We start from the raw sequence: 26,407 nt of genomic DNA, 5'->3' as shown, positions 1-26,407 counted from the left end.
GAAACCTGCGGCGCTATAGGCGCAAAAAAAGAGTAAAAGTACTTTACGTGTATAGCAAACACGCCCATACCTTTACTCTTCATCTCTAAAGGTTTCTACACCTTTAATCTAGCATATTTTTATCCAATTGGCAAGACGGCCAAGCCTAAAAGATATCGCTTAATACCAGGCAGGCGCCCGCTAAGTTGATCATCCAGGCCACCACCGAGATCACCAAAAAGATGATGCTCAGTACCAAGCCTGCCACCGCCCGCCCCCGAGCGGAAGAGCGCATGCCCGGCACCGCGCTGACGATGCCGATGATCGAGGTAGCCAGCCCGCCCAAGGGGATCAGCCACGTCACGATGGAGACCAGCCCCATCACCAGCGAAAGGGTGGCCTTGTTCACCGGGTCGTGCATCTTGGGCGGCACAGGCTGTGCCGCTTCCGCTGCAGCCGGTTCGCTTTGCGCTGCGGGCGCAGCGTCCGTATCAGCCCTACGCTCCGCCGTATTTACTGACGCGGATACCGCGGGACTTTCTGCCTGCGTCACCGCCGTGGCTGGTTCGCTTTGCGCTGCGGGCGCAGCGCTATCGGCCAGGCTTTCAGGCTCATCCTGAGGCGCGGATACCGCAGCCCTCTTCGTCTGTTCCGCTGTTACCGGCTGGGCGGGTATTTGCTCAGCTCCGCCCTGTCCTCCGGGCTGCTGCAACAGCGCGATCAGGGCCTCCACCCGTCCGCGAAGCATCTGCTTTACCGCAAAGCCCCAGAAGCCGTTCAGCCCCATCTCGCCGCAATACACCCCGGGCAGGATGGCAAACTTAAGCCAGGCCTCGATCTGCACGCCGCCCTGCCGGCAGGTGGTCTTGACAAACTGGGGCGCCGTCATCAGCCCCACGCCCTTTTTCCATACCCGCTCGCCCTTATAATCGGTGAGCACAAAACCCTCTTTGTCAAAAAAGTCCCCTATGATCCGCTCCGCCGTCTCCACCGGCCAGCTGATCGCCACATCGTTTTGATAACGCTTGCCCATAGCCCGGTTTCCGCCTCCTTTTTTAATCCTTTACGCTTCCTATATTTATATTATATTTTCAGGCGCTATGCCCTTTGCGCAAGGATTTCCGCGACCGCGCGCAGCACCTTTTCCATCTCTTCCTCCGTGCCGATGGTAATGCGCAGGTAATTATCGATCCGCGCTTTGGAAAAGCGGCGCACCAGTATGCCCCGTTCCCGCAGCGCGGCAAACATCTCCTGGCCGCTTACCCCCTGAGGCGGCGCGGCAAACACAAAATTCGCGCGGGAGGGCAGCACTGTAAAGCCCATCGCCCCGATGGCGGCGGCAAACCGCTCCCGGGTGGCCATGACTTTAAGCGTCTGCTCCTTGGTATAGGCTTCGTCCTCAATAGCTGCCTGCGCACCGGCCAGCGCCAGCCGGTCCAGTGGATAGGAGTTAAACGAATCCTTTACCCGCGTTAGCCCTTCGATCAAATGGGCTTGCCCCAGGGCATAGCCGCCCCGCAGGCCCGCCAGCGCGTGTGATTTGCTTAAGGTGGTGATCACCAGAAGGTTCGGATAATCCCGAATATAGGGCACCATGGACTCGGCCCCGAACATCACGTACGCCTCGTCCACCACCACCACGCGGTCCGGGTCGGCCTCCAGGATGCGCAGGATATCCTGCGCCGCCAGCGCCTGGGCCGTGGGCGCATTGGGGTTGGGGAAGATCACCCCGCCGGAGGGTTGCAGATAATCCTCCACCCGGATGCAAAGTCCTTCGTCCAGCGGCACCTCCCGGTAGGGGATGCCGAACAGTCCGCAAAACACCGAATAAAAGCTATAGGTAATGTCCGGGAAAAGCAGCGTTCGTGAGGCATCAAAAAACGCCTGGAAGGCCAGCGCCAACACCTCGTCCGATCCGTTGCCGGCAAAGACCTCCTCTATCCCCAGCCCATGCCGCTGCGCGATCGCCCGGCGTAATCCGCGGGCCTCCGGGTCGGGATAGAGCCTAAGCCCCTCGCCTGCCGCCGCACGAATGGCCTCCAGCGCCCGCGGAGACGGGGGATAGGGATTCTCATTGGTATTTAATTTGATATACTGCCGGTCCTGCGGCTGCTCGCCCGGAACGTACGGTTCCAGACGCTGGGTTACGGCGCTCCAAAGCTTTTCCATCACATTCCACCCTCTGTCCTTTCGGTATCCGCGGCCTATCCCTGCGCTGCCGCGGCCCTTCTGCCTTGTATTTTATCACATTAGCGTGCAAAAGTACAGGGGTTTCCCCAAGGGTATTCGTAGCGCTTATCCCAGGTTTAGGCGCGGCCCGCGGCGGGAATTTGTATTATATAGAAGTCACGCCCCCTTTTCCTTGACAAGCCTTTAACAGAAAAGATATAATAAGGGCGGTAAAGATGCCGGTAAAGCCGATCCGGGGTGGATGGCGCATTGCCGTGGCTTTGCCGCGTTTGTTTATACCCTATCCAACGTACAATTTTTAAGGAGGTTTCCTACATGGCTAAGAAAATTACCATTGATGGGAATACCGCCGCCGCCCATGTGGCGTATGCATTTTCGGATGTAGCGGCGATCTATCCCATCACGCCTTCGTCCACCATGGCTGAAGTGTGTGACGACTGGGCTGCCCATGGCCGTAAGAATATTTTCGGTCAGACGCTGAAGATCAGCGAGATGCAGTCTGAGGCCGGTGCCGCCGGCGCCGTACACGGCTCTTTGGCCGCCGGTGCCCTGACCACCACCTTCACCGCTTCCCAGGGCCTGCTGCTGATGATCCCCAATATGTATAAGATCGCTGGCGAGCTTTTGCCCTGCGTCTTCCACGTAAGCGCCCGCGCCCTGGCTGCGCACGCGCTGTCCATCTTCGGCGACCATCAGGACGTTATGTCCACCCGTGCCACCGGTTTTGCGATGCTGGCTTCCGCTTCCGTACAGGAGGTTATGGACCTGGCTACCGTAGCGCACCTGGCCACGCTGAAGGCTTCCGTGCCCTTTGTGCACTTCTTTGATGGGTTCCGTACCTCTCACGAAGTGTCCAAGATCGAGGATATCGATTATGAAGATCTGGCCAAGCTGGTGGATTATGACGCCATCGAGGCTTTCCGCAAACGCGGCATGAATCCTGAGCATCCTCATCAGCAGGGTACCGCTCAGAACCCGGACATCTACTTCCAGAACCGCGAGGCGGCTAACAAGTATTATCAGGCCGTGCCCGAGATCGTGGAAGAGGAGATGAAAAAGGTTTCCGCCCTCACCGGCCGCGAATATCACCTGTTTGATTACGTGGGCGCGCCCGATGCTGACCGCGTCGTCATCATTATGGGTTCCGGCTGCGATGTGGCGGAGGAGGCCGTTAACTACCTCACCGCTAAGGGTGAGAAGGTCGGCGTGCTGAAGGTTCGCCTGTATCGTCCCTTCTCGGCCAAGCACTTTATCGCTGCCCTGCCCAAGAGCGTCAAGAAGATCGCCGTGCTGGACCGCACCAAAGAGGCCGGTTCTCTGGGCGAGCCGCTGTATCAGGATGTTTGCACCGTGCTCTCTGAGAACGGCATGAGCGATATCGCGGTGTTCGGCGGCCGTTATGGCCTGGGCTCCAAGGAGTTCACGCCTTCCATGGTCAAAGTGGTTCTGGATAACCTGGCTGCTGCCCAGCCCAAGAACAACTTCACCGTGGGCATCAACGATGATGTGACGTTCACCTCCCTGCCGGAGGGCGAGCTGATCGACACCGTACCGGAAGGCACCTTCTCGGGCATGTTCTACGGCCTGGGTTCTGATGGTACCGTCGGCGCCAACAAGAACTCCATCAAGATCATCGGCGACCATACCGATATGTTCGCCCAGGGCTATTTCGTGTATGACTCCAAGAAGTCCGGCGGCATCACGATCTCGCACCTGCGCTTTGGCCATAAGCCCATCCAGTCCGCCTATCTGATCGATCAGGCCGACTTTGTGGCTTGCCATAACCCGTCCTATGTGACGCGCTATAACATGCTTTCATCCATTAAGGATGGCGGCACCTTCCTGCTCAACAGCCCCTGGTCGCCTGAGGAGATGGACGAGCAGCTGCCCGCTTCCATGAAGAATGTTATCGCCAAAAAACACTTGAAGTTCTACACCATCGACGCGATCAAGATCGCCGGCGAGGTGGGCATGGGTGGCCGCATCAACACCATCATGCAGGCCGCGTTCTTCAAGATTTCGAACGTAATCCCCTACGAGCAGGCTGAGGATTACATGAAGCAGGCCGTTAAAAAGTCCTACGGCCGCAAGGGCGATAAGATCGTCAACATGAACTATGCCGCTATCGATAACGCCATCAGCGGCCTGGTCGAGGTGAAGGTGCCCGAGTCCTGGGCTACCACCACCGAGGGCGCCGTTCCCGTCAAGGTGCAGGCTCCCGATTATTTCAACGAGGTCATCCATCCGATCCTGGCGCAGGAAGGCGACAAGCTGCCGGTTTCCACCTTCTCTGCTGATGGCCGCGTTCCCACCGGAACCACCCAGTACGAAAAACGCGGCATCGCCGTTAACGTACCCAAGTGGATCCCCGAGAACTGCATTCAGTGCAACCAGTGCTCGCTGGTCTGCCCGCACGCGGCGATCCGCCCGGTCATCGCTAAGGCTGAGGATCTGAATGGCGCGCCGGAAGGTTATACGCATAAGAAAGCCATTGGCAAGGGCTTAGAGGGCATGGAGTTCCGCATTCAGGTCTATCCGCTGGATTGCACCGGCTGCGGCAACTGCGCGGACGTTTGCCCGTCCAAGCAGAAAGCCCTGGTCATGACGCCGCTGGCCGAAGTGGAACCCATCGAGAGCCCCAACCTGGCCTTCTCCGAGAAGCTGCCCAAGGTCGAGGTACCGGTGAGCAAGGCTACCGTTAAGGGCAGCCAGTTCCTCCAGCCGCTGTTCGAGTTCTCCGGCGCCTGCGCTGGCTGCGGCGAGACGCCTTATGTCAAGCTGGTTTCTCAGCTGTTTGGCGATCGCATGGTCGTTGCCAACGCGACGGGCTGCTCCTCCATCTATGGCGGTTCCGCCCCGACCTGCCCGTACACCACCAACGAAAAGGGCCAGGGTCCCGCTTGGGCCAACAGCCTGTTCGAGGATAACGCGGAGTTCGGCTTCGGCATGAACCTGGCGTTCAATCAGCGCCGCGCCAAACTGGCCGACATGATGATCGACGCCATGGAGGGCGCGCCGGAAGATCTGAAGGCCGCCTATCAGGCTTGGCTGGATGGCAAAGAGGACGCCGACGCTTCCAAGGCTGCCGCTGCCGCGCTGAACGAGTTGCTGCCCAAGTACGCCGATAAGTGCGAGAAGGCTGCCGCTATCTTAGCGCAGAGCGATTTGTTCGTTAAGAAATCCGTCTGGATCTTCGGTGGCGACGGTTGGGCTTACGACATCGGCTACGGCGGATTGGATCACGTGCTGGCCCAGGGCGAGGATGTGAACATCCTGGTTCTGGATACCGAGGTGTATTCCAACACCGGCGGTCAGGCCTCCAAGTCCACGCCTACCGGTTCCATCGCCAAGTTCGCTGCCGCCGGCAAGCGCACCCGTAAAAAGGATCTGGGCATGATGGCCATGAGCTACGGCTATGTGTACGTGGCCACGGTCGCCATGAGCGCGAACCCCAATCAGCTGATCAAGGCTATGACCGAGGCGGAAGCTTATCACGGCCCGTCCCTGATCATCGCTTATGCGCCGTGCATCAACCATGGTATCAACATGAGCAAGTCTCAGGCGGAGATCAAAAAGGCGGTTGAGGCCGGTTACTGGCCGCTGTATCGCTTCAACCCGGAGCTGGAAGAGCAGGGCAAGAACCCGTTCTCCCTGGATTCTAAGGAGCCCACGGGCGACTTCCAGGGCTTCCTGGCCGGCGAGATTCGCTATGCTTCCTTGAAGAAGCAGTTCCCCGAGGTTGCCGATGAGCTGTTCGAGAAGACCGAGGCGGACGCCAAGGCCCGTTTGGATAGCTACAAGCGCCTGGCTGCGGAATAAAACCTAACCCATATAAAAAGAGAGCAGATTTTTCTGCTCTCTTTTTTCTTTTGCACAGCTTTGGAATATTCATGGAATGCCGCGCTTGCGCGCTTCCCTGCTGTTGAAAAGCACCTGAATACGGACGGTATCAACTTATCCCCAGGCCTCTATAAAGGAATACAATATAAAAAAAGGCTAGCCGATCATCCTCGGCCAGCCTTTCTTATATCTTTTATGGAGCGGTAACTATTTGGCCGCTTTCTTTCTGCCGTACAGCACCGTTCCCGCAATGCCCAAGCTACTCAGAAGCAGGAGTGCCGCCCACACCATCATGTTGTTCGTCTCGCCCGTCTTCGGGGTTGCAGTTTCTGTTGCGGTACCATCCGTGGTCTCCGCCACAGGGGTAGGCGTAGCTTCCGCAGGCTTTACGCTGGGATCGGCCGCGCCGCAGACGCTGCACTTACCATCTACGTAGTTATGCGGCAGTTTTGCGATCACCGTGCCCTTTTCCAGCACCTCGCCGCAGCCCTTGCAGACCTTATCGCCCGTGTATCCTTCCTCGGTACAAGTCGCCTCTTTCGCGTTGATGATCTCGGTTTCAACATGCCCCGTTGCAGAAACTATGTCCGTTTCCTTATAGCCGCATACGCAGGCACGCTCCTTGCTTCCTTGCTCTGTTTCCGTGGGCGCCTTTACTTCCGTCCAATCCCCAAAGCTGTGGCTCGCCATCGAGTAGCGGATGCTGCCCTCTTTATCCGGGCAGTCGGCATCTTGGCATTCCTGCCAGTGTTGGTTTTCGTCGTACTGATAAGCACCATAGTTATGCAAAAGCGGCATATCCACATCCATTACAATGCTTCTCCCATTGTCGCCGCCATCCCGAATCGCCACGGGCGTTACGGTCTGGCCGTTGACCCGCACGGTCACATCCTCTTTTTGAATATTGCTTACATCAAAACTGTAGCCGCTGTTGGTCCAAATATAAAGGTACAGTTGGTAGGCGGTGTGCGCCTGCAGCGGATCGGTTACCGGAATATCATGGTCGCTGACTACGCCTTTATAGATAAGTTTCGCATTCTGTACAAATACCTTCTCGGAATCCGCCGTTACATTGCTCTCGGCCCAGGTATTCCCTACGACCAGATTCTTGACGGTAAGCGCTAGCGTATCCACTTGCTCACTTAACGCATCCATAAAAAAGACGATCTGCACGCTGCCGTCGGCCTCGGTTTTCGTTACAAAGGCATATGTGGGCTTTTTACCGTTGACCGTTATAAGGTCCTTTATGTTGTCGTTCGTCATAGCCGGTAATAAATACCCATCTTCCGCTTTCAGGCTAATGTAGTGACAGTAGCGTATCCCTTTTTCAAACTTCCCTGTCACTTCATTATATTGGGCATCCCGCCAGCCCCCAATAGCGGTTAAGGTAACGCCCTGCGTAGTCGTCGTAATGTTAGCATCTGCCATCGGCTGGCCGATCCCATAACCGCTTACGGACAGGGAAACCGCCGCTATGGGCTCCGCTGCGGCTGCGGCCATCGGAATCAGTCCAAGCGTTAGGGCGCAACACAGTAAAACAACCAGCAGCCTTTTTGCCTTCTTCATAAAAGATACCCCTTTCTTTTCTCCTCGAAAGGGGCGGCTTGCTACTACTATTTTCCCCCCGAGGACATGATGTGCCTTTCCTCAGAGGTGTTTCCTCAGAGGTGTTTCCTCAGAGGTGTTTCCTCAGAGGTGTTTCCTCAGAGGTGTTTCCTCAGAGGTGTTTCCTCAGAGGTGTTTCCTCAGAGGTGTTTCCTCAGAGGTGTTTCCTCAGAGGTGTTTCCTCAGAGGTGTTTCCTCAGAGGTGTTTCCTCAGAGGTGTTTCCTATACATTAAAAATGTTACGCCCTTCCGGTCGTATTTGCAACATGTTTTTTACTTCTTTTTTCCTAATATATAAACTGCTTTAAAGGCCCTATTCACCCAAACGTTAACATCCTTCCTAAGTCCGTTTTATAACCGGGGATCGTTCAGCTAAAACGCAAAAACCGCACAGGTCTTTACAGCCTGCGCAGCATTTGCCAAAATAAATGTTTGCTATTTATATCCAAGCGGATCGTTCCGCTATCCTTTCAGTTGGTAAACCGTCCCCTGCGCAGCGCCCGTAAAGCGCACGCGGGTGAAGGGCGTTTTAGGAAACACTTGCGCGCTCATCACCTGGCGGCCGCCATCAAAAAACGCTTCCACCGTCTGCGTATCGAAAATCAGCCGCATCGCCAAATCCTCGTCCTCAGTCAGCCGCTTGCAGACCGCTCGCGGATAAAAATGCGGCGAAAAGGCTACCTGCCCCGCGCGGGATCGGTCGATATAGTACTGGCCATCCTCATCCAGCCCCACCGCCAGACAATCTCCGCTGTCGTTCTCAAACCGGCAGGCATAAGGCGTATCGCTGTTTAATGTGATCTCAAAACATTCGCCAGGCAGGGCCACCGCTCTTTCCCGCTCGGGCAGGGTATCAAATGTGATAAACGGACCCCGGCAGCGCTTTAGCTCTTCTATCGGCCGCTGTGCCAGCACCAGGCGTCCCTTGGCTCTGGCCAGCCGCAGCTCCCTTGGTACGCACATCGTCCCACGGTATGGCCCGGTGGGCGTCTTATCCGCATAGGCCCAGTTGCTTTGCCACGCCATCATGATCCGCCGCCCGCCAGGCGCTTGGTTGTAGGTCACGCCGGCATAGCAGTCAGCCCCCTCGTCCAGCCAGATTGATGCCTGAAGCTGCGGATCGGCCACAAATTGTCCTTCCGAAAAATCGCCGATCAAATACAGCGTGCGCGAGCCGCCTTGCGCCGGCGCCATCGAAATACTACACAGCAAAATCCAGTACATCTTGCCGTCCGGCGCCGTCAGCGGAAACACGTCCGGGCATTCCAACACGCCGGAGGGGACGGTTCCCGGCCGGAGTATCTCCCCGGTCTTTTCCCATCCGCGCAGGTTTTCCGATTGATAAAAGCAGATCCGGTCCCCTGCCGCCAGCGCCATCCGCCAAAGCGTTTCGCCCTCTACGCGGAAGACCTTGGGGTCCCGAAAATCTGGAATCCCGGGATTCTCCAGGATCGGGTTCCCGGGATAGGGCCTAAAAAAGATCCCGTCACTTGACCAGGACAACCCCTGCTGCTCCACGCTGCCGTGCTGCGTATAGCAAAGCACCATCGGGTCGCGTCCGCTGCCCAGGTGCGAGGTATTCCCCACATCCACCACCGCGCTGCCCGAAAAGGCCATCCCCTGGTCGTTCGGCTTCAGGGCCACCGGCAGGTGGCGCCAGCGCAGCAGATCCCGGCTGATGGCATGGCCCCAGTGCATCGGTCCCCATAGCGTACTGCGGGGATGGTGCTGGTAAAAAAGGTGATACCAGCCATCCCGGTACACCAGCCCATTGGGGTCGTTGATCCACCCCTTTTTGGCGGTAAAATGCAGCTTGGGTCGGTATGTCGCCATATGGCCCTTCCTCCCTCTTTACTTCCCCGGGAATTGTGCGGCCGCCCGCTCCAGCGTACCGCCCGTTAAGCGGTGCACCGTCCACTCATCCATCGTACGCGCTTCCAGCGTCTGGTAGAATTGCAGCGAAGGGGTATTCCAATTCAGGCAGGTCCACTCCATCCTAGCGCAATCCCGCTCTACAGCCAACTGCGCCAGGAAGCATAAAAGGGCCTTGCCGTATCCTTTGCCGCGGTATTCCGGCAACACGAAAAGGTCCTCCAGATAAAGGCCCGGCTTGCCCGTAAAGGTCGAAAAGTTTTCAAAAAACACGGCAAAACCCACCACGGTATCCCCTTCATAGGCCAATATCGCCTCTGCGGCGCGGCGTACAAACAGGGATTGGTGCAGTATTTCCCGCGTCACCTGAACCTGATCGCTCATCTTTTCATATTCCGCGATGTGTTTGATAAAATCCAAAACGGTATCCACATCTTGCTCGGTCGCAAATCGCAGATAGAAATCCGGCAGCTTTGTTTCAATACGCGTACCCACCTTTATCCTCACCTCATTAAAACCCAAAATCATATTTTAATAAAATTCGCTCTACGGGAGCGAATCCCTTTTAAATCCCCTCAATTTTCGCAAAAAAAGGCCGGCAATACTGCCGGCCTCATGGTTCGGTTCGTTATCATCCTTGAGTTTGGTGTTCCTTGACCGTTACGCAGGCCAAATGCTGTTCAGCGCTTCCATCGTCAGGTCCAGTTTTGCGTCGTTATCCTCCATCGCCTTGAGCTTCGGGCTGAAGGGTTCTACCGCCACCGGCCCTTCGTAGCCAATTTTGACTAGCGCATCCATAAAGGTATCGATGTCCAGTACCCCGGTCTCCCGCGGCAGGGCACGGGGATTATCCGGCTGCTCGGGCAGCGTATAACCGGCCACCGCGTCGTTGACGTGCACCAACACGATCTGCTCCTTTTTCAGCCCGTACACATCCTTCATATCGTGTCCGGCGGTATAGCAGTGGTGGCAATCCAGCAGCAGCCCGCAGTTCCCGGTTCCAATCGCATCGCACAGCTCCAGCATCTGCGGGATATTATAAATGAAGGGATTGGGATGGGTATCCCTGGCTTTTTGCACGCCCACAAATTCCAGACCCAGGGCAATGCCAAACTCCTTGAGGATCGCCGCATACCGCCCCAGGCGCTCCACCATAAAATCAAAATGCTGCTGATAGGTCATCGTTTCATGCCAGGGCGTGATCCAGGTGTAGCACCCCTTTCCGCCAAGGCGCGCAGCCGTTTCCGCCATGGTCTTGAGCTGCTCGGCCCCCGCTTCAAATTCCGCCTTGTCCGCAGCCTTATAAGCCAGCGGCAGCGCAAACCCAGCGTTATTCAACCCCCACTGCGCCAGCGCATCCCGCACTTTGTCCTCACCAATCAGCGCGGCCCCGTCCGGCGGCACCTCAATGCCCTGAAAGCCGTGGCGCCCCGCCAGGGCGATCCCCTCTAAAAGCGGCACATCTACGTTTACACAGCCTAAGACAACTGATTTATACATAGGCATTTAACTCCTTTATTCAAGTTGACTATTCGTGGTTAAATACGTATTCCGTGTAGCCCGTGGTGATGCCCGAGGCCAAAGCCGCCGGCCGCTCGCAGGTGCTTTGCAGGTGATAGTACCGCTCTGTTTCGCCGGATTCGATCATGCCGAAAGAAGCCTCCAGGAAGTGATAAGCCATCGAGGCGTCCGTGCGCGCTTTGCGCCCGTTGCGGATCGCATAGGCAAACTCCGCCACGCCGATGCCCCGCATGTTCGGGTCCGTATAGGCATGGGTATGCTGCACCACATAAGGCTCGCGGTACCCAACCCGGGTCACCTTCACATCGCCTCCAAAGCAGTTGGGGTCCGGGCAGGTCAAAATGCCTTCGGAGCCGTAGATCTCCAACTGCGGGGTCTCCGAGAAGCACTCCGTCGTGGTCATGATCGTGCCTAGCACGCCGCTTTCAAATTCCAGCGCGCCGATGGTATTGGTGGGCGATTGGGTCTTGACCTGGTCGCCATATTCAGGATGGTGGGGATTGACATAGGGCTTTTCCTTGATATTGGTCTGCGCAAAGCCCGCCACGCGACGGATGGGCCCTAAAAGATTGATGAGGTTGACAAGATAATAGCATCCTACATCAAATATAATACCACCGCCGGGATAAGAAGGGAATGGGAACTTCGGCTCGGCGCCGCCCAAAACGTAAGAACCGCGGATCAGCGTAGCCCGGGCCATGATGGGTTTGCCGATGATCCCCGCGTCCAGCAGGTGCCGGGCGGTTTGATACCCCGCACCCAAGAAGGTATCCGGCGCATTGCCGATGTACAGCCCCTTCTCCCGCGCCATGTCCATCAGTTCCTTGGCCTGCCCCAGCTCCGCGCACATGGGTTTTTCGCAATACAGGTGCTTTCCGGCCTCCAGAATCTGCTTGCTTACGTTATAATGCTCCGTCGGATAAGTGGTGTTGACCACGACCTCGATCTCGGGATCGCTTAAGATCTCCTCGTTGGTCATCTGCCGGATGCCGAATTCGGCCGCCCGCGCCGCGGACTTCTCCGGAATGATATCCGAACAGCCCACCACATCCAGAATATCAAAGTTATACACCATGTTTTTCAGGTACTCGCCACTGATCACGCCAGCGCCAATCAGCGCTACCTTTACCGGTTTCCAGGGTTTAAGCATGGTTTTTCCTCCTTAAACGCGCACTTGCGCCCATAAAGAAGGCCCTGCCAGGGGGAAGGGAACACGCAGCCTTCCCCCCTAACATAGGCCCGAAATTAGCAGTTGTTCTGATCCATCCGGAGTCTTATTTGTCCAGGTCCGCAATCAAGCCTTCCAGCTGGGTCTGCAGGGTCGCCAGGGTATCTTTCCAGCCATCTTCATCCATGGTCAGCGCAGCCTGCATGCAGGTCTGGTCAAACTTCTGGCCCTCGACCGAAGAGGCACTGGGCACGCCGCTCTGCAGCGGGTAAACCAGCTGTACCGCATTAGACAGTACGCGGTCGATGATCTGCGCGCGCTGCGGCTTTTTAAATTCGTCGCCTTCCAGATAGCTGATGCGCGCCGGGAAGCCGTCCTGCTTACCGTCGGTCCAGATGGTGTAGGTGTTCTCAGAATACCACTTGAGGAACTTCATGCCTTCCTCTTTATTCTGGGATTGTTCAAACATCATGTAGGCGTTGGGGTTGACCTGCCCGTTCTTCGTGCCGCTGGGCGAGGTCAGCGGCGGCATAACAGCCACCTGATCGATGGTCATTCCGCCGTTCAAATAGGTGTTGAAACCGCCTGCCGAGCGGATCGAAATGCCCGCCTTGCCGGCCATGAACAGCTTATCCGCGTCGTCACCACTATAGTTGACGATACCTTCGGGCAAAGAGCCATCCTTTTGCAGGGTATTAAACAGCTTCATAACCTGCAAGTTGCGCTCGTTATCCACATTGGCTGTGCCATCTTTGTTGTAGCACATGCCGCCGTTGCCGGTGGCAAACTGCATGAACGGGCCGGCGCTGCCAGTGGTCACGCCAAAGGTGACGCCATAGATCCCCTGATCCTTATCCGTCAAGGCCTTGGCTATGGCGATAAAGTCATCATAGGTTTCAGGCATTTCCAGCCCTTTTTCTTCCAGCCAGTCGATGCGGATAAAGGTCGCCCGCGGGTCGTAGTTGAACGGAACGCCGACCTGCTTGTCGTGGAAACGCCAGTAATCCAGCATCCCCTCGTAGAAGTCTTTATCCGTGCCCTCTTTTTTCCACTCGTCCACGATCCACTGCAGGTCCGCCATCTCGTCGTTGGTGGAGAACTGGAAGGGCATATAGCCGCCGCCCGTGCAAACATCCGGCGCGCCGTTGGAGGCTACGGCCGTAGAGAACTGCTCATACCAGTTGCTCCAGGGCAGGTTCGTGTACTCGATGGTGACATGAGGCGCCACTTCCGAGGTATACTTGGCGATGATCTTTTCGGATTCTACCGGAAATGCCTCCGCCGGGCCCCAGGCCATATCCCAGAATTTCAACGTGACGGGTTCCGCCGCGCTGGTAGATTCTGTTGCGGTAGCGTCCCCGGAGGTCTGCGCGCCGTCGGTTGGCTCGGTTGCGGGCGCGCCGCCGCAGCCTATGGCTGAGAAAGCCATTGCCACGACCAGCAGCAGGCCGCATAGCATTGAGATACGTTTGGACATGTGTGTTTTCCCCCTTCATTGGCCTTTTCTTTTATATCGGCCTTTTTATAAGTACCGCCCCGCTGTTTAGGGCGGTTCCTATCTTCATCAGTGGTTAAATACATATTCGGTATAGCCCGTAGTAATGCCGGAGGCCAGGGCAGCCGGGCGCTCGCAGCTGCTTTGCATTTCGTAATAGCGTCCCGTTTCGCCAGATTCGATCATCCCCACCGTCGCCTCCAGGAAATGATAGGCCAGTTCCGCATCCGCCCGCGCCTTGCGGCCGTTACGGATGGCGTAAGCGAAGTCTGCAACGCCGATGCCCCGGCAATTCGGGTCGGTATAGGCGTGGGTCAGCTGCACCGGGAAGTATTCTTTATTGCCGGTGCGCCGCACCAGTACCTCGCCGCCAAAGCAGTTGGGGTCCGCACAGACGATCGTGCCTTCCGTCCCATAGATCTCGAGCTGCGGGGTCTCTGAGAAGCACTCCGATGTCGTGGTGATGGTCCCCAAAACGCCGGAGGCAAATTCCAGCGCGCCCAACGTATTGTTAGGGGACTGAACTGGGATGGTCTGCCCATACTGCGGATGAGCGGGATTAACATATAACTTTTCCTTTGAAACCGTTTGAGAGAAGCCGGCGACCCGCTTGATGGGCCCCAGCAGATTGATCAGATTGACGAGGTAATAGCACCCCACGTCAAACATGATGCCGCCGCCGGGATAGAAGGTAAACGGCAGCTTTTCTTCAGCACCGCCCATCAGGTGGTACCCGCGGATCAGCGTAGCCCGGGCCGTGATGGGCGTACCAATCATCCCCATATCCAGCAGCTTGCGGGCGGTTTGCGCAGCTCCGCCCAGGAAGGTATCCGGCGCGTTGCCGATATACAGGCCCTTTGCGCGCGCCATATCCAGTAGCTCCTTGGCCTCTTCCTTCGTTGCGCTCATCGGCTTTTCGCAATAGAGGTGCTTGCCCGCCTCCAGGATCGATTTGCTTACAGTGTAATGTGCCGTGGGATAAGTGGTGTTGACCACGACCTCAATCTCAGGGTCGCTCAGGATCTCTTCATTGGTCATCTGCCGGATGCCGAATTCTTTTGCCCGGGCGGCCGACCGCTCCGGAATGATGTCCGAGCATCCCACCACATCCAGTATGTCGAAATTGTGTACCATGTTATTCAGGTACTCTCCGCTGATCGTCCCCGCGCCAATCAACGCCACTTTCACCGGTTTCCAAGGAATCAACATGATTAAAAGACCCTCCTTCGTTTTACATACCGTGGTAATATAGATGATTTTTCTCTCCCCTATGTCCTTTTTGGGTATAAGGAAACAGGGTAGCGAAAAAGCATGCCCGCCACTGTTTATAGGACTAGTTCTTTTTATTCACTCGCTCCTGGGTTTATGCTATTGATAACCATAGATCATCCATAATGTGAAGTTTGTAGATGAAAAACAAGCTGCCCAAAAAAGAAATGTGATCTACAATGCTTCTTTTGTCGATCCGCCTGGGCTTTTACTACGCTAGTACTTAAGCAAGAAAGGTAAATAATTCTTCGATACTGTCAGATGCGCCGGTAATTCTTTTCAATGCAATTGCTTCATCTAATGTAAAATAGTCTTTGCGTTCGAGTTTAAGTAATAAGACCTCATAATCCAGCCCTAAGGCTGCCGCCAACTCTCTTTTGGTCATCCCAATTTTGACCAGTATCGATTCAATGCGTGGATACATATTCTCACTCCATGAATCGCTATAGCGTTTTACAACGCTAGTATAAAACGCTATAGCGATTTTTGCAAGTAGTTTTTTTGTAATATTTATATTGTGTCGTTTTTTATTGTTTATTCCTTTTTTACGTGCTATCCTGTCTGTGAGGTGAATTCCTTGCAAAGAGAAGCGTATATCAAGCTACTAATTAAGCAGAAGAATATGACTTACAAGCAATTTGCTGAGTCGATCGGGATGCCCTATAGCACATTATTATCCATTCTGAACAATCAAGCCATCGGCAAAGCCTCAATCGATAATATCATCAAAATCTGTCGCGGCCTTTCTATTACGGTGGATCAATTGCAACATATTGTAGAGCAGGATATACCCGAGGCGCCGCTTCTTTTATCTTCGCACGAGGAAGCGTTGGTCCGCCATTACCGGGAACGAACGGGGATGCAGCAGGCAGTCGATATCCTCTTGGGGCTTTGATCTCGCGAAGGGTATCCTTCGCCCTGTTGATTTACCATTATTTTTGTACGCCTATTCCATTTTTACGTACATTTATAGGTAAAAAAAACTGACTTTTCTCTCAAACGCAGCGCTCGCCGCAACCAAAAAACTATATATAATTTTGCCTAATTTTATAATACTATATTTTGCCTTATTGATTGTTCAAATGCGAAGCAGTTTGGATGAATGTGTATATCCTATGAATCCACTATTTATATAGTTATTCCAGCAGGCTTCCATTGTATATTCCCCCCTTTTTTCATGGTGGATATTTACAGACATCCGTCGCTTTGGTACATCCGATTGCATCCCCTGATTCATCTTTTTTACCCCTCTTCGCTGCGCGCATAAAAAAGCGAGGCGGAAGAATGTTTCTTCCGCCTCGCTTTTTTAATTCTCTAACCAGGAAAAGTATCTCGCCTTAACCCGCTACTTTATCCTGCTGATCGATGATCTTCTGGAAGTCGGCCTGCAGGTCGTCCAGCGTTTTCTTCATTCCCGCCTCATCCATCGTTAGGGCAGACTGCATGATCACCATGTCATACTTCTGGCCTTCCGCGGAGGAAGCGCTGGGTACGCCGCTGATCAGCGGGTAGCAATTGGTAATAGAGTTGGACAACAGCTTGGTGATCGCCTCCTGGCGGTAATCCTTTTTAAACTCGTCCAGCTCGTCCATGAAGCTCTGGCGTGCCGGGAAACCGTCCTGGCCGCCCTCTTCCCACAGCAACTGGCTGTTCTCGGAGAACCATTTCAGGAACTCCATCGCCTCCTGCTTGTGCTGGGACTGCTCGAATACCAGGTAACCATTTACGCACAGCTGCGCCTTCTGCACGCCGGAGGGCGATTTAAGCGGGGGAACAATCTTGACCTGATCGGTGGTGAAGCCGTCTTTGGTCACCGTGTTCTTGTAGTTGCCAACGCCCTTGATGCAGATCGCCGCTTTGCCGGCATTGAACAACTTCACACAGTCATCGCCCGCGTAGTTCTCAATACCATCGGGCAGGCAGCCCTCATCCTTCAACGCGCGGAAAAATTTCATAACCTGCAGGTTGCGCTCGCTGTTGATGTTCGCGTTACCGTTTTCATCGTACAGCATGCCGCCATTGCCGGTAGCATAATTCATAAACGGGCCGGCCGCATCCGAAACGATACTATAGGCCACGCCATAGATCTCATTGTCACGGTCGGTCAACGCTTTTGCCACATTGATGAACTCGTCATAGGTCGTCGGCATTTCCAAACCCTTTTCCGTCAACCAATCGTAGCGGATATAAGTCGCGCGCGGATCATAGTTGAAGGGGATTCCCACCTGCTTATCATTAAAGCGGTAGTAGTCCAGCATGCCCTCCAAGAAGTCGCCATCCGTGCCTTCCTTTTTCCATTCGTCCACAATCCACTGAATGTCGGCTACTTCGTTGTTTACCGCGAACTGGAAGGGCATAAAACCGCCGCCGATGGCCACGTCCGGCGCACCGTTAGAGGCCACAGCCGTAGAATAGGTCTCAAACCAGTTGCTCCAGGGCAGGTTTGTGTAGTTAACAGAAACATTGGGCGCCACTTCGGTGGTATAGCGCTCGATAATGGTTTCCGCTGCTACCGGGTAGGTCTCAGCCGGGCCCCAGGCCATATCCCAGAATTCCAGGTTGACCTGTTCGCCGCTGGCGGCGCCGTCACCAGACGCGCCGGAGTTGTCCGCAGGCTGCGAGCATCCTACGACAGAGAATGCCATCGCCACAACCAGTAGCAGACAGAATACGACAGAGATACGTTTTGACATTGGGTTTCCCCTCCTTGAAGAATTTGCTACATTATCCCTCGCTTAATGTAGCGTTTATTGCAAACCCCGCTACCCAACCAGCTGATCCGGCAGCGCGGCTTGTAATCTACAATTTCCCCCTGACCTCACAACATGATACAAAATGTACCGCATTTCGTGAGACTTGCACCATCATAACAGACCGCTTCAAGGGGTGTCAATTTCGAGGAGGAGCGTCTTCCGGCATTGAGAATATATATATATTCTGGATAATTTTATAATACCTGTATTTTTTACTCACTTAAGACTTGACCAGTGCCGTTTTTTAATTTGTGCAAACAAAAAGGGAGGCGATCTTTAGATCGTCTCCCTTTTAAAATCTTCAGACTAACCGGACTTATTTGTCCTGCTCGTCGATGATCTTCTGGAATTCCGTGTTCAGGTCATCCAGCGTTTTCTTCATACCAGCCTCGTCCATGGTCAGGGCAGACTGCAGAATCTGCATGTCATACTTCTGGCCCTCGGCAACGGAAGCGCTGGGAACACCACTGAGCATGGGGTAGCACAGCGTGATACCATTGTTCAGGATCTTGGTGATCGCTTCCTGGCGGTACTCTTTTTTGAACTCATCCATGGTATCCATGTAGCTCACGCGAGCCGGGAAGCCATCCTGGGCACCCTTGTCAGAATCCCACAGATCCTGGCTGTTCTCGGAGAACCATTTCAGGAACTTCATCGCTTCCTGCTTGTTCTGAGACTGTTCAAATACCAGGTAGCCATTCACGCACAGCTGAGCCTTCTGCACACCAGAGGGCGATTTCAGCGGGGGCATGATCTTGACCTGATCGGTGGTGAAACCGTCTTTGGTCACAGCGTTTTTGTAGTCGCCAACGCCCTTGTAGCAGAACGCGGCACCGCCGGCGGCGAACAGCTTGGTGCAGTCGCTATCGGCATAGGCCTCAGTACCCTCAGGCAGGCAGCCTTCATCCTTCAAAGCGCGGAAGAACTTCATAACCTGCAGGTTGCGCTCGCTGTTGATGTTCGCGTTGCCGTCTTTGGTGTACAGCATACCGCCATTGCCGGTGGCCATGTTGTTGAACGGGCCAGCCGCGCTGCCCACAACGGAGAACGTGAAGCCATAGAAGCCATTGTCCTTATCGGTCATCTGCTTAGTCACGCTAATGAACTCGTCATAAGTCGTGGGGCACTCCAGGCCTTTTTCTTCCAGCAGGTCGGCACGGTAGAACGTCGCACGGGGGTCATAGTTGAACGGAATACCAATCTGCTTATCTTTAAAGCGATAGTAATCCAGCATGCCCTCCAGGAAGTCGCCGTCGGTGCCTTCCTTCTTCCACTCGTCAACAATCCACTGCAGGTCGGCAGCTTCATTGTTCACCGCGAACTGGAAGGGCATGTAACCGCCGCCGATGGCCACATCCGGCGCACCGTTGGAAGCCACAGCCGTGGAATAGGTCTCGAACCAGTTGCTCCAGGGCAGGTTCGTGTAGTTGATGGAGACGTTCGGAGCCACCTCAGTGGTGTACTTCTCGATGATGGCCTCAGCCGTGGGCGGATAGTTTTCCGCCGGGCCCCAGGCCATATCCCAGAACTCCAGGTTCACCGGCTCGGAGCTGTCACCCGTAGACGCGGAAGCGTCGCCGGACGAAGCCGAGCTGGTAGAGTTGTCTGCCGGCTGCGAGCATCCCACAACGGAGAATGCCATCGCCACAACCAACAGCAGACAAAAGACGACAGAGATACGTTTCGACATGTGTGTTCCCCCTTTTGTAATGATCGAGTGCAGGCTATTGCTAAACCCTCCAATAGCTTACACCATTACAGTCCCAACAGTCCTAAGACAACTGGGAACTTGTAACCCTCTCGTGAACAATATGTCCTTTATACATGAATTACGTAATAAATGCATAAAAAACGGATACTGCATGGACGATTATAGCAGTTCACAAAGATGAGTGTCAATCAAAACCCTGCTTAGCCTCATTTATTCTTAATTTTGACATAATTAATTATCTTTCGCCTTAATTGTGTTGACAAAAGAAAAAGAGAGGCGATTTTTTCGCCTCTCTTTATTAGGATAGCCTATGCCTTAGTCCTGCTCGTCGATAACCTCCTGGAATTCGGCGTTCAGTTTTTCCAGCGTATCCTTCATGCCCTGCTCGTCCATGGTCAGAGCAGCCTGCATGATCTGCATGTCATACTTCTGGCCCTCAGCAACGGAAGCGCTGGGCGAGCCGTTCAGCATGGGATAGCTCAGCGTGATACCGTTGGACAGGATCTTGGTGATCGCCTCCTGGCGATAATCTTTCTGGAACTCTTCCATCTCGTTCATGAAGCTCTGGCGAGCCGGGAAACCATCCTGGGCGCCCTTCTCGGAATCCCACAGATCCTGGCTGTTCTCGGAGAACCATTTCAGGAACTTCATCGCTTCCTGCTTCTGATCAGACTGCTCGAATACCAGGTAGCCGTTCACGCACAGCTGAGCCTTCTGTACACCAGAGGGCGATTTCAGCGGGGTGAGGATCTTGACCTGATCGGTGGTGAAGCCGTCTTTGGTCACAGCGTTTTTGTAGTCGCCAACGCCCTTGTAGCAGAACGCGGCACCGCCGGAAGCAAACAGCTTGGTGCAGTCGCTATCGGCATAACCTTCGGTACCATCCGGCAGGCTGCCCGCATCTTTCAAAGCGCGGAAGAACTTCATAACCTGCAGGTTGCGCTCGCTGTTGATGTTCGCGTTGCCGTCTTTGTCATACAGCATACCGCCGTTGCCGGTGGCCATGTTGCTGAACGGGCCTGCCGCACTGCCCACAACGGAGAACGTGAAGCCGTAGAAGTTGTTGGCAGGATCGGAAAGCTTGCTGGTCACATCGATGAACTCATCATAGGTGGTCGGCACTTCCAGACCCTTTTCCTCCAGGATGTCGGCACGATAGAAGATCGCGCGCGGGTCGTAGTTGAACGGAATACCAATCACTTTGTCATGATAGACATAGTAGTCCAGCATACCCTCCAGGAAGTCATCAGTGGTGCCTTCCTTCTCCCACTCGTCGATGATCCACTGCAGGTCGGCAGCTTCGTTGTTCACCGCGAACTGGAAGGGCATGTAACCGCCGCCGATGGCCACGTCCGGCGCACCGTTGGAAGCCACAGCCGTGGAATAGGTCTCGAACCAGTTGCTCCAGGGCAGGTTCGTGTAGTTGATGGAGACATTCGGAGCCACCTCAGTGGTGTACTTCTCGATGATGGCCTCAGCCGTGGGCGGATACTGCTCCGCCGGGCCCCAGGCCATATCCCAGAATTCCAGGTTCACCGGCTCGGAGCTGTCACCCGTAGACGCGGAAGCGTCGCCGGACGAAGCCGAACTGGCAGAGTTGTCTGCCGGCTGCGAGCATCCCACAACGGAGAATGCCATCGCCACAACCAAAAGCAGGCAAAATACGACAGAGATACGTTTTGACATGCGTGTGTTCCCCTTTCTGTTTTTCTTCGCCCTTCCAATATAGAAGAGCTGATTATAAATAGAGCACCAATCATGTTCCATTCATAATCTTTCATTTTGATGTTATAATATCAAAACGAAATAAGCTTAGTCAACTAATAAAACAGGGGGATTTTTGAGGACTTTTTTCACTTTTTTTACATCCACTTCTTATTTGACGCTAATTTTCCAAGAAATGCATAAAAAAAGAGACGGCTATGCCGTCTCTTTTTTTCAGTTACGAATGGATTTTAGTCCTGCTCGTCGATAACTTTCTGGAATTCCGTATTCAGTTTTTCCAGCGTATCCTTCATGCCCTGCTCGTCCATGGTCAGAGCAGCCTGCATGAGCTGCATGTCATACTTCTGGCCCTCAGCAACGGAAGCGCTGGGCGCGCCGCTGAGCATGGGGTAGCACAGCGTGATGCCGTTGGACAGAATCTTGGTGATCGCCTCCTGGCGATAATCCTTCTTAAACTCGTCCATCTCGTTCATGAAGCTCTGGCGAGCCGGGAAACCATCCTGGGCGCCCTTGTCAGAATCCCACAGATCCTGGCTGTTCTCAGAGAACCATTTCAGGAACTTCATTGCAGCTTCTTTATTTTCGGACTGCTCGAATACCAGGTAGCCGTTCACGCACAGCTGAGCCTTCTGTACACCGGAGGGCGATTTCAAAGGAGCCATGATCTTGACCTGATCGGTGGTGAAGCCGTCTTTGGTCACAGCGTTTTTGTAGTCGCCAACGCCCTTGTAGCAGAACGCCGCGCCGCCGGCGGCGAACAACTTGGTGCAATCGCTATCGGCATAACCTTCGGTACCATCCGGCAGGCTGCCCGCATCTTTCAAAGCGCGGAAGAACTTCATAACCTGCAGGTTGCGCTCGCTGTTGATGTTCGCATTGCCGTCTTTGTCATACAGCATACCGCCGTTGCCGGTAGCTACATTGCTGAACGGGCCAGCCGTGCTGCCCACAACGGAGAACGTGAAGCCGTAGAAGTTGTTGGCAGGATCGGACATCTTGCTGGTAACATCAATGAACTCTTCGTAGGTGGTCGGTACTTCCAGGCCTTTTTCCGCCAACAGGTCGGCACGATAATAGGTAGCGCGCGGATCATAGTTGAAGGGGATGCCGATCACTTTGTCATGATAAACATAGTAGTCCAGCATGCCTTCCAGGAAATCGCCGTCGGTGCCTTCCTTCTTCCACTCGTCAACGATCCAGCCAATATCGGCCGCCTCATTGTTTACCGCGAACTGGAAGGGCATGTAACCGCCGCCGATGGCTACATCAGGCGCACCATTGGAAGCCACAGCCGTGGAATAGGTCTCGAACCAGTTGCTCCAGGGCAGGTTCGTGTACTTAATGGAGACGTTCGGAGCCACCTCGGTGGTGTACTTCTCGATAATGGCCTCAGCCGTGGGCGGGTACTGCTCCGCCGGGCCCCAGGCCATATCCCAGAACTCCAGGTTCACCGGCTCAGCATTATCCGCGCTGGCAGACGCAGAAGCATCGCCAGACGGAGCCGAGCTGGCAGAGTTATCTGCCGCGGGCTGAGAAGAGCATCCTACGATCGAGAATGCCATCGCCACAACCAACAGCAGACAAAAGACGACAGAGATACGTTTCGACATGTGTGTTCCCCCTTTTGTAATGATCGAGTGCAGCCCGTCTTTTTGAATCTCTTCAAAATATAAACGCCCCACTCTATTGCAAATACATGTTCTTCCCATGGGATATGGACATGTATTTGTAACCCCAGCAAGGATAAATATGTCATAATAACGCAATTTGTGTAATCATTGCAGTAATCATGAATATTTCATGTACGATTATAGCAATTAGAAACATTTTCGTCAACTAAAACATATTTCCTCCTTATTATTTCACATTTAAGACACAATAAAAAGAGAGGCGCCGCGGCGCCTCTCTTTTTGCTAGTCTAATCTTCTTTCCTAATCCTGCTCGTCAATGATCTGCTGGAACTGCTCATTTAAATCTTCCAGCGTCTTCTTCATACCAGCCTCGTCCATGGACAAAGCGGCCTGCAAGCAGATCATATCAAACTTCTGACCCTCTGCCGCGGAAGCGCTGGGCGCGCCGCTGATCATGGGGTAGCACAGCGTGATGCCGTTGGACAGGATCTTGGTGATCGCCTCCTGGCGGTAATCCTTCTTGAACTCATCCATCTCGTCCATGAAGCTCTGGCGAGCCGGGAAGCCGTCCTGGCCGCCCTTGTCCTGATCCCACAGATCCTGGCTGTTCTCGGAGAACCATTTCAGGAACTTCATCGCTTCGGGCTTGTTTTCAGACTGCTCAAATACCAGATAGCCGTTTACGCACAGCTGAGCTTTCTGCACACCGGAGGGCGATTTCAGCGGGGCCATGATCTTGACCTGATCCGTCGTAAAGCCATCCAATGTCACAGCATTTTTATAGTCGCCTACAGCTTTGTAGCAAATCGCCGCCTGGCCAGCGCTGAACAACTTGGTCGCATCCGGTCCGCTGTAACCCTCGATGCCCTCGGGCAGGCAACCCTCGTCCAGCAGCGCGCGGAAGAACTTCATCACCTGCAGGTTACGCTCGTTGTTGATGTTCGCATTGCCGTCTTTGTCATACAGCATGCCGCCGTTGCCGGTAGCATAGTTCATGAAGGGACCAGCCGCATCCGTTACAACGCCAAACGCAAAACCGTAAATACCCTTTTCCTTATCGGTCATCTGCTTGGCTGCGCTGATGAACTCATCATAAGTCGTGGGCACCGCAACGCCCTTTTCTTTAAACCAGTCGTCGCGGTAATAGGTCGCGCGCGGATCGTAGTTGAAGGGAATACCCACTACTTTGTCATGATACACGTAGTAGTCCAACATGCCTTCCAGGAAGTCGCCGTCGGTGCCTTCCTTTTTCCACTCGTCGATGATCCACTGCAGATCAGCCGCTTCGTTGTTCACCGCGAACTGGAAGGGCATGAAACCGCCGCCGATGGCCACGTCCGGCGCACCGTTGGAAGCCACGGCCGTGGAATAGGTCTCGAACCAGTTGCCCCAGGGCAGGTTGGTGTACTTGATCGATACGTTGGGCGCTACTTCAGTGCAGTACCTTTCGATGATAGCCTCAGCCGCGGGCGGATACTTTTCCGCCTTGCCCCAGGCCATATCCCAGAATTCCAGTTCGACCGGCTCAGCATTGTCCGCACCGGCGGATGTAGAAGCATCGCCGGACGAAGCCGAACCAGCAGAGTTGTCCGCGGGCTGCGAGCATCCTACGATCGAGAATGCCATCGCCACAACCAGCAGCAGACAGAAGACGACAGAGATACGTTTCGACATGTGTGTTCCCCCTCTTGAATTTCTTGAGTGCCGGCTTTATTTGTATAGCCAGTCCACCCTATTGCAAATATCAGCCCATCCCCTAACCGGCGAGATGATATTTGTAATCCCATTAGATGAAAAAGTTAAATTATGACAAAATACGTGATTTGTAAATATAATATGTAAACAAACGATATTCTTTGGTTAAGTATAACTTTTTGCCTTATTTTTGTCAATATGTAAATTTGTCGTATAATAGCGAAACGGGGCGCAGCTAAGCTGCACCCCGTTTTACTTTGCTTATAGCTGTTCATCAATCCTGCTCATCGATGATTTGCTGGAATTCATTATTTAGTTTTTCCAACGTATCTTTCATACCCTGCTCATCCATCGTCAGCGCCGCCTGCAAAATGATCATATCATATTTCTGGCCTTCAGCCATTGCGGCGCTGGGCGAACCATTCAGCATAGGATAGCACAGCGTAATGCCGTTGTTCAGGATCTTGGTGATCCCCTCCTGTCGGTAATCCTTCTTGAATTCGTCAAGCTCGTTCATAAAGCTTAGGCGGGCCGGGAAGCCATCTTGCGCGCCCTTCTCCTGATCCCACAGGTCAGCGCTGTTCTCAGAGAACCACTTCAGGAATTTCATGGCTTCTTCTTTATGCGCGGACTGCTCGAATACCATATAACCGTTCACGCACAGCTGCGCCTTTTGCACGCCGGAGGGCGATTTGAGCGGAGGCATGATCTTGACTTGATCGGTGGTATAACCATCGGTGGTGACCGCGTTTTTATAGTCGCCAACCGCTTTGTAGCAGAACGCCGCCTGGCCTGCCGCAAACAGCTTGGTGGCATCCGGACCGCTGTAACCCTCAATGCCCTCGGGCAGGCAGCCTTCGTCCAGCAATGTACGGAAGAACTTCATCACCTGCAAGTTGCGCTCACTATTAATATTCGCGTTGCCGTCTTTATCGTACAGCATGCCGCCGTTGCCGGTGGCATAATTGCTGAACGGGCCTGCGGAATCCGAAACGACGCCGAAAGCAAAGCCGTAAAACTCGTTCTCTTTATCCGTCATTTGCTTGGTCACATTGATGAACTCATCATAGGTCGTGGGGCATTGCAGGCCTTTTTCCGCCAGCAGATCTGCACGATAGTAGGTCGCGCGCGGGTCGTAGTTAAACGGAATACCCACTACCTTGTCATGGTACACATAGTAATCCAGCATGCCTTCCAGGAAGTCCCCATCGGTACCTTCCTTTTTCCACTCATCCACGATCCAGCCAATATCGGCCGCCTCGTCATTCACCGCAAACTGGAAGGGCATAAAGCCATTACCAATGGCTACATCCGGGGCGCTGTTGGAGGCAACGGCGGTAGAATACTGCTCAAAGTTATTGTTCCAGGGCAGATTCGTATAATTGATGGTGACATTGGAAGCTACCTCTTCAGTATAACGGTGCGCAATGGCTTCAGCCGTAGGCGGATATTTTTCCGCCGGACCCCAGGCCATATCCCAGAACTCCAGGGTGATCGCTTCACCGCCGCCCGCCTCGGTAGATGCAGAAGCATCGCCGGATGGGGCCGAGCTGGCAGCGCTGTCCGCCGCGGGCTGCGCGCATCCTACGGTCGAGAATGCCATCGCCACGGCCAACATAAGACAGAATACGACAGAGATGCGTTTGGACATGTGTGTTCCCCCTTTTGATCATTTAACACAGCCAATCTATATTTATAGCTGCGCTATATCGAATATTCGCGACATTCCTATCGCTGAATATCGGTATCAATAGGTAAATCGGGATGAACGAATTAAATTTACGTCCGTTAGATTTGCGGGACTAGAAATTAGCTCGAATGCGGATTTTATGTGGACATTATAGCGCCACCGCGCCTATAAAATCAATTCGCCAAATATTTTTTCAAATTTGTTCACAACAATATTAATAAAACATAAATAGAGGAGGCGGGTGACCGCCTCCTCTATTTGGA

18 protein-coding genes are annotated in these 26,407 nt (G+C 54.0%); 2 read left to right on the top strand and 16 right to left on the bottom strand.

Annotation, left to right across the window (positions count from 1 at the left end):
- Positions 1 to 145 precede the first annotated feature (145 nt).
- Complete coding sequence (locus H8699_RS07900) at positions 146 to 1,012, bottom strand: DUF4190 domain-containing protein (RefSeq protein WP_249285205.1); 867 nt, start codon at positions 1,010 to 1,012, stop codon at positions 146 to 148.
- 65 nt (positions 1,013 to 1,077) lie between these two features.
- On the bottom strand, positions 1,078 to 2,148 hold the full coding sequence (hisC, locus tag H8699_RS07895; protein ID WP_249285204.1) for a histidinol-phosphate transaminase: 1,071 nt from the start codon (positions 2,146 to 2,148) through the stop codon (positions 1,078 to 1,080).
- A gap of 336 nt (positions 2,149 to 2,484) precedes the next feature.
- Between hisC and nifJ the strand changes: the two genes are divergently transcribed.
- Positions 2,485 to 5,988: a pyruvate:ferredoxin (flavodoxin) oxidoreductase gene (nifJ, locus tag H8699_RS07890; protein WP_249285203.1), complete on the top strand. Its 3,504-nt coding sequence runs from the start codon at positions 2,485 to 2,487 to the stop codon at positions 5,986 to 5,988.
- Between the two features lie 228 nt (positions 5,989 to 6,216).
- Here nifJ and H8699_RS07885 read toward each other — a convergent pair whose 3' ends face one another.
- The 8 genes from H8699_RS07885 to H8699_RS07850 form a co-directional block, all read right to left on the bottom strand.
- Positions 6,217 to 7,575 (bottom strand): LPXTG cell wall anchor domain-containing protein, encoded by a 1,359-nt coding sequence (locus H8699_RS07885; protein ID WP_249285202.1) that lies wholly within the window; start codon positions 7,573 to 7,575, stop codon positions 6,217 to 6,219.
- Positions 7,576 to 8,076: 501 nt separating this feature from the next.
- Positions 8,077 to 9,447 (bottom strand): glycoside hydrolase family 32 protein, encoded by a 1,371-nt coding sequence (locus H8699_RS07880; RefSeq protein ID WP_249285201.1) that lies wholly within the window; start codon positions 9,445 to 9,447, stop codon positions 8,077 to 8,079.
- Between the two features lie 18 nt (positions 9,448 to 9,465).
- A complete protein-coding gene (locus tag H8699_RS07875) occupies positions 9,466 to 9,981 on the bottom strand; it encodes a GNAT family N-acetyltransferase (protein ID WP_249285200.1) in 516 nt (171 codons plus the stop codon).
- A 165-nt stretch (positions 9,982 to 10,146) separates the two neighbouring features.
- Positions 10,147 to 10,986 (bottom strand): sugar phosphate isomerase/epimerase family protein, encoded by an 840-nt coding sequence (locus H8699_RS07870; RefSeq protein ID WP_249285199.1) that lies wholly within the window; start codon positions 10,984 to 10,986, stop codon positions 10,147 to 10,149.
- A gap of 28 nt (positions 10,987 to 11,014) precedes the next feature.
- A complete protein-coding gene (locus H8699_RS07865) occupies positions 11,015 to 12,157 on the bottom strand; it encodes a Gfo/Idh/MocA family protein (RefSeq protein WP_249285198.1) in 1,143 nt (380 codons plus the stop codon).
- A gap of 124 nt (positions 12,158 to 12,281) precedes the next feature.
- Positions 12,282 to 13,652: an ABC transporter substrate-binding protein gene (locus H8699_RS07860; RefSeq protein ID WP_249285197.1), complete on the bottom strand. Its 1,371-nt coding sequence runs from the start codon at positions 13,650 to 13,652 to the stop codon at positions 12,282 to 12,284.
- Positions 13,653 to 13,739: 87 nt separating this feature from the next.
- Complete coding sequence (locus tag H8699_RS07855; RefSeq protein ID WP_249285196.1) at positions 13,740 to 14,879, bottom strand: Gfo/Idh/MocA family protein; 1,140 nt, start codon at positions 14,877 to 14,879, stop codon at positions 13,740 to 13,742.
- A 283-nt stretch (positions 14,880 to 15,162) separates the two neighbouring features.
- Positions 15,163 to 15,363 (bottom strand): hypothetical protein, encoded by a 201-nt coding sequence (locus H8699_RS07850; RefSeq protein ID WP_249285195.1) that lies wholly within the window; start codon positions 15,361 to 15,363, stop codon positions 15,163 to 15,165.
- A 153-nt stretch (positions 15,364 to 15,516) separates the two neighbouring features.
- Here H8699_RS07850 and H8699_RS07845 point away from each other — a divergent pair, with 153 nt between their 5' ends.
- Positions 15,517 to 15,834, top strand: a complete 318-nt coding sequence (locus H8699_RS07845) for a helix-turn-helix domain-containing protein (RefSeq protein WP_138294708.1) — start codon at positions 15,517 to 15,519, stop codon at positions 15,832 to 15,834.
- Between the two features lie 442 nt (positions 15,835 to 16,276).
- Here H8699_RS07845 and H8699_RS07840 read toward each other — a convergent pair whose 3' ends face one another.
- The 6 genes from H8699_RS07840 to H8699_RS07815 form a co-directional block, all read right to left on the bottom strand.
- Positions 16,277 to 17,632: an ABC transporter substrate-binding protein gene (locus H8699_RS07840; protein ID WP_249285194.1), complete on the bottom strand. Its 1,356-nt coding sequence runs from the start codon at positions 17,630 to 17,632 to the stop codon at positions 16,277 to 16,279.
- Positions 17,633 to 18,008: 376 nt separating this feature from the next.
- The gene (locus tag H8699_RS07835; protein ID WP_249285193.1) at positions 18,009 to 19,382 is read right to left on the bottom strand and encodes an ABC transporter substrate-binding protein; all 1,374 of its coding nucleotides are present in this window, start codon (positions 19,380 to 19,382) and stop codon (positions 18,009 to 18,011) included.
- A gap of 336 nt (positions 19,383 to 19,718) precedes the next feature.
- On the bottom strand, positions 19,719 to 21,089 hold the full coding sequence (locus tag H8699_RS07830) for an ABC transporter substrate-binding protein (protein WP_249285192.1): 1,371 nt from the start codon (positions 21,087 to 21,089) through the stop codon (positions 19,719 to 19,721).
- A 269-nt stretch (positions 21,090 to 21,358) separates the two neighbouring features.
- Positions 21,359 to 22,738 (bottom strand): ABC transporter substrate-binding protein, encoded by a 1,380-nt coding sequence (locus H8699_RS07825; RefSeq protein WP_249285191.1) that lies wholly within the window; start codon positions 22,736 to 22,738, stop codon positions 21,359 to 21,361.
- A gap of 321 nt (positions 22,739 to 23,059) precedes the next feature.
- A complete protein-coding gene (locus H8699_RS07820) occupies positions 23,060 to 24,433 on the bottom strand; it encodes an ABC transporter substrate-binding protein (protein WP_249285190.1) in 1,374 nt (457 codons plus the stop codon).
- Between the two features lie 295 nt (positions 24,434 to 24,728).
- Complete coding sequence (locus H8699_RS07815; RefSeq protein WP_249285189.1) at positions 24,729 to 26,105, bottom strand: ABC transporter substrate-binding protein; 1,377 nt, start codon at positions 26,103 to 26,105, stop codon at positions 24,729 to 24,731.
- Positions 26,106 to 26,407 lie beyond the last annotated feature (302 nt).

Origin of the sequence: Luoshenia tenuis, assembly GCF_014384745.1 — a bacterium.
Taxonomy (GTDB): Bacteria; Bacillota; Clostridia; order Christensenellales.
The sequence above is the reverse complement of the archived record's forward strand: the minus strand, read 5'-3'. Positions and strand labels throughout refer to the sequence as shown.

Excerpts from the sequence above, each read along its gene's own strand:
- H8699_RS07900 (WP_249285205.1), bottom strand. The coding sequence starts at position 1,012 with ATGGGCAAGCGTTATCAAAACGATGTGGCGATCAGCTGGCCGGTGGAG.
- hisC (WP_249285204.1), bottom strand. The coding sequence starts at position 2,148 with ATGGAAAAGCTTTGGAGCGCCGTAACCCAGCGTCTGGAACCGTACGTT.
- nifJ (WP_249285203.1), top strand. The coding sequence starts at position 2,485 with ATGGCTAAGAAAATTACCATTGATGGGAATACCGCCGCCGCCCATGTG.
- H8699_RS07885 (WP_249285202.1), bottom strand. The coding sequence starts at position 7,575 with ATGAAGAAGGCAAAAAGGCTGCTGGTTGTTTTACTGTGTTGCGCCCTA.
- H8699_RS07880 (WP_249285201.1), bottom strand. The coding sequence starts at position 9,447 with ATGGCGACATACCGACCCAAGCTGCATTTTACCGCCAAAAAGGGGTGG.
- H8699_RS07870 (WP_249285199.1), bottom strand. The coding sequence starts at position 10,986 with ATGTATAAATCAGTTGTCTTAGGCTGTGTAAACGTAGATGTGCCGCTT.
- H8699_RS07865 (WP_249285198.1), bottom strand. The coding sequence starts at position 12,157 with ATGCTTAAACCCTGGAAACCGGTAAAGGTAGCGCTGATTGGCGCTGGC.
- H8699_RS07860 (WP_249285197.1), bottom strand. The coding sequence starts at position 13,652 with ATGTCCAAACGTATCTCAATGCTATGCGGCCTGCTGCTGGTCGTGGCA.
- H8699_RS07855 (WP_249285196.1), bottom strand. The coding sequence starts at position 14,879 with ATGTTGATTCCTTGGAAACCGGTGAAAGTGGCGTTGATTGGCGCGGGG.
- H8699_RS07850 (WP_249285195.1), bottom strand. The coding sequence starts at position 15,363 with ATGTATCCACGCATTGAATCGATACTGGTCAAAATTGGGATGACCAAA.
- H8699_RS07840 (WP_249285194.1), bottom strand. The coding sequence starts at position 17,632 with ATGTCAAAACGTATCTCTGTCGTATTCTGTCTGCTACTGGTTGTGGCG.
- H8699_RS07835 (WP_249285193.1), bottom strand. The coding sequence starts at position 19,382 with ATGTCGAAACGTATCTCTGTCGTCTTTTGTCTGCTGTTGGTTGTGGCG.
- H8699_RS07830 (WP_249285192.1), bottom strand. The coding sequence starts at position 21,089 with ATGTCAAAACGTATCTCTGTCGTATTTTGCCTGCTTTTGGTTGTGGCG.
- H8699_RS07825 (WP_249285191.1), bottom strand. The coding sequence starts at position 22,738 with ATGTCGAAACGTATCTCTGTCGTCTTTTGTCTGCTGTTGGTTGTGGCG.
- H8699_RS07820 (WP_249285190.1), bottom strand. The coding sequence starts at position 24,433 with ATGTCGAAACGTATCTCTGTCGTCTTCTGTCTGCTGCTGGTTGTGGCG.
- H8699_RS07815 (WP_249285189.1), bottom strand. The coding sequence starts at position 26,105 with ATGTCCAAACGCATCTCTGTCGTATTCTGTCTTATGTTGGCCGTGGCG.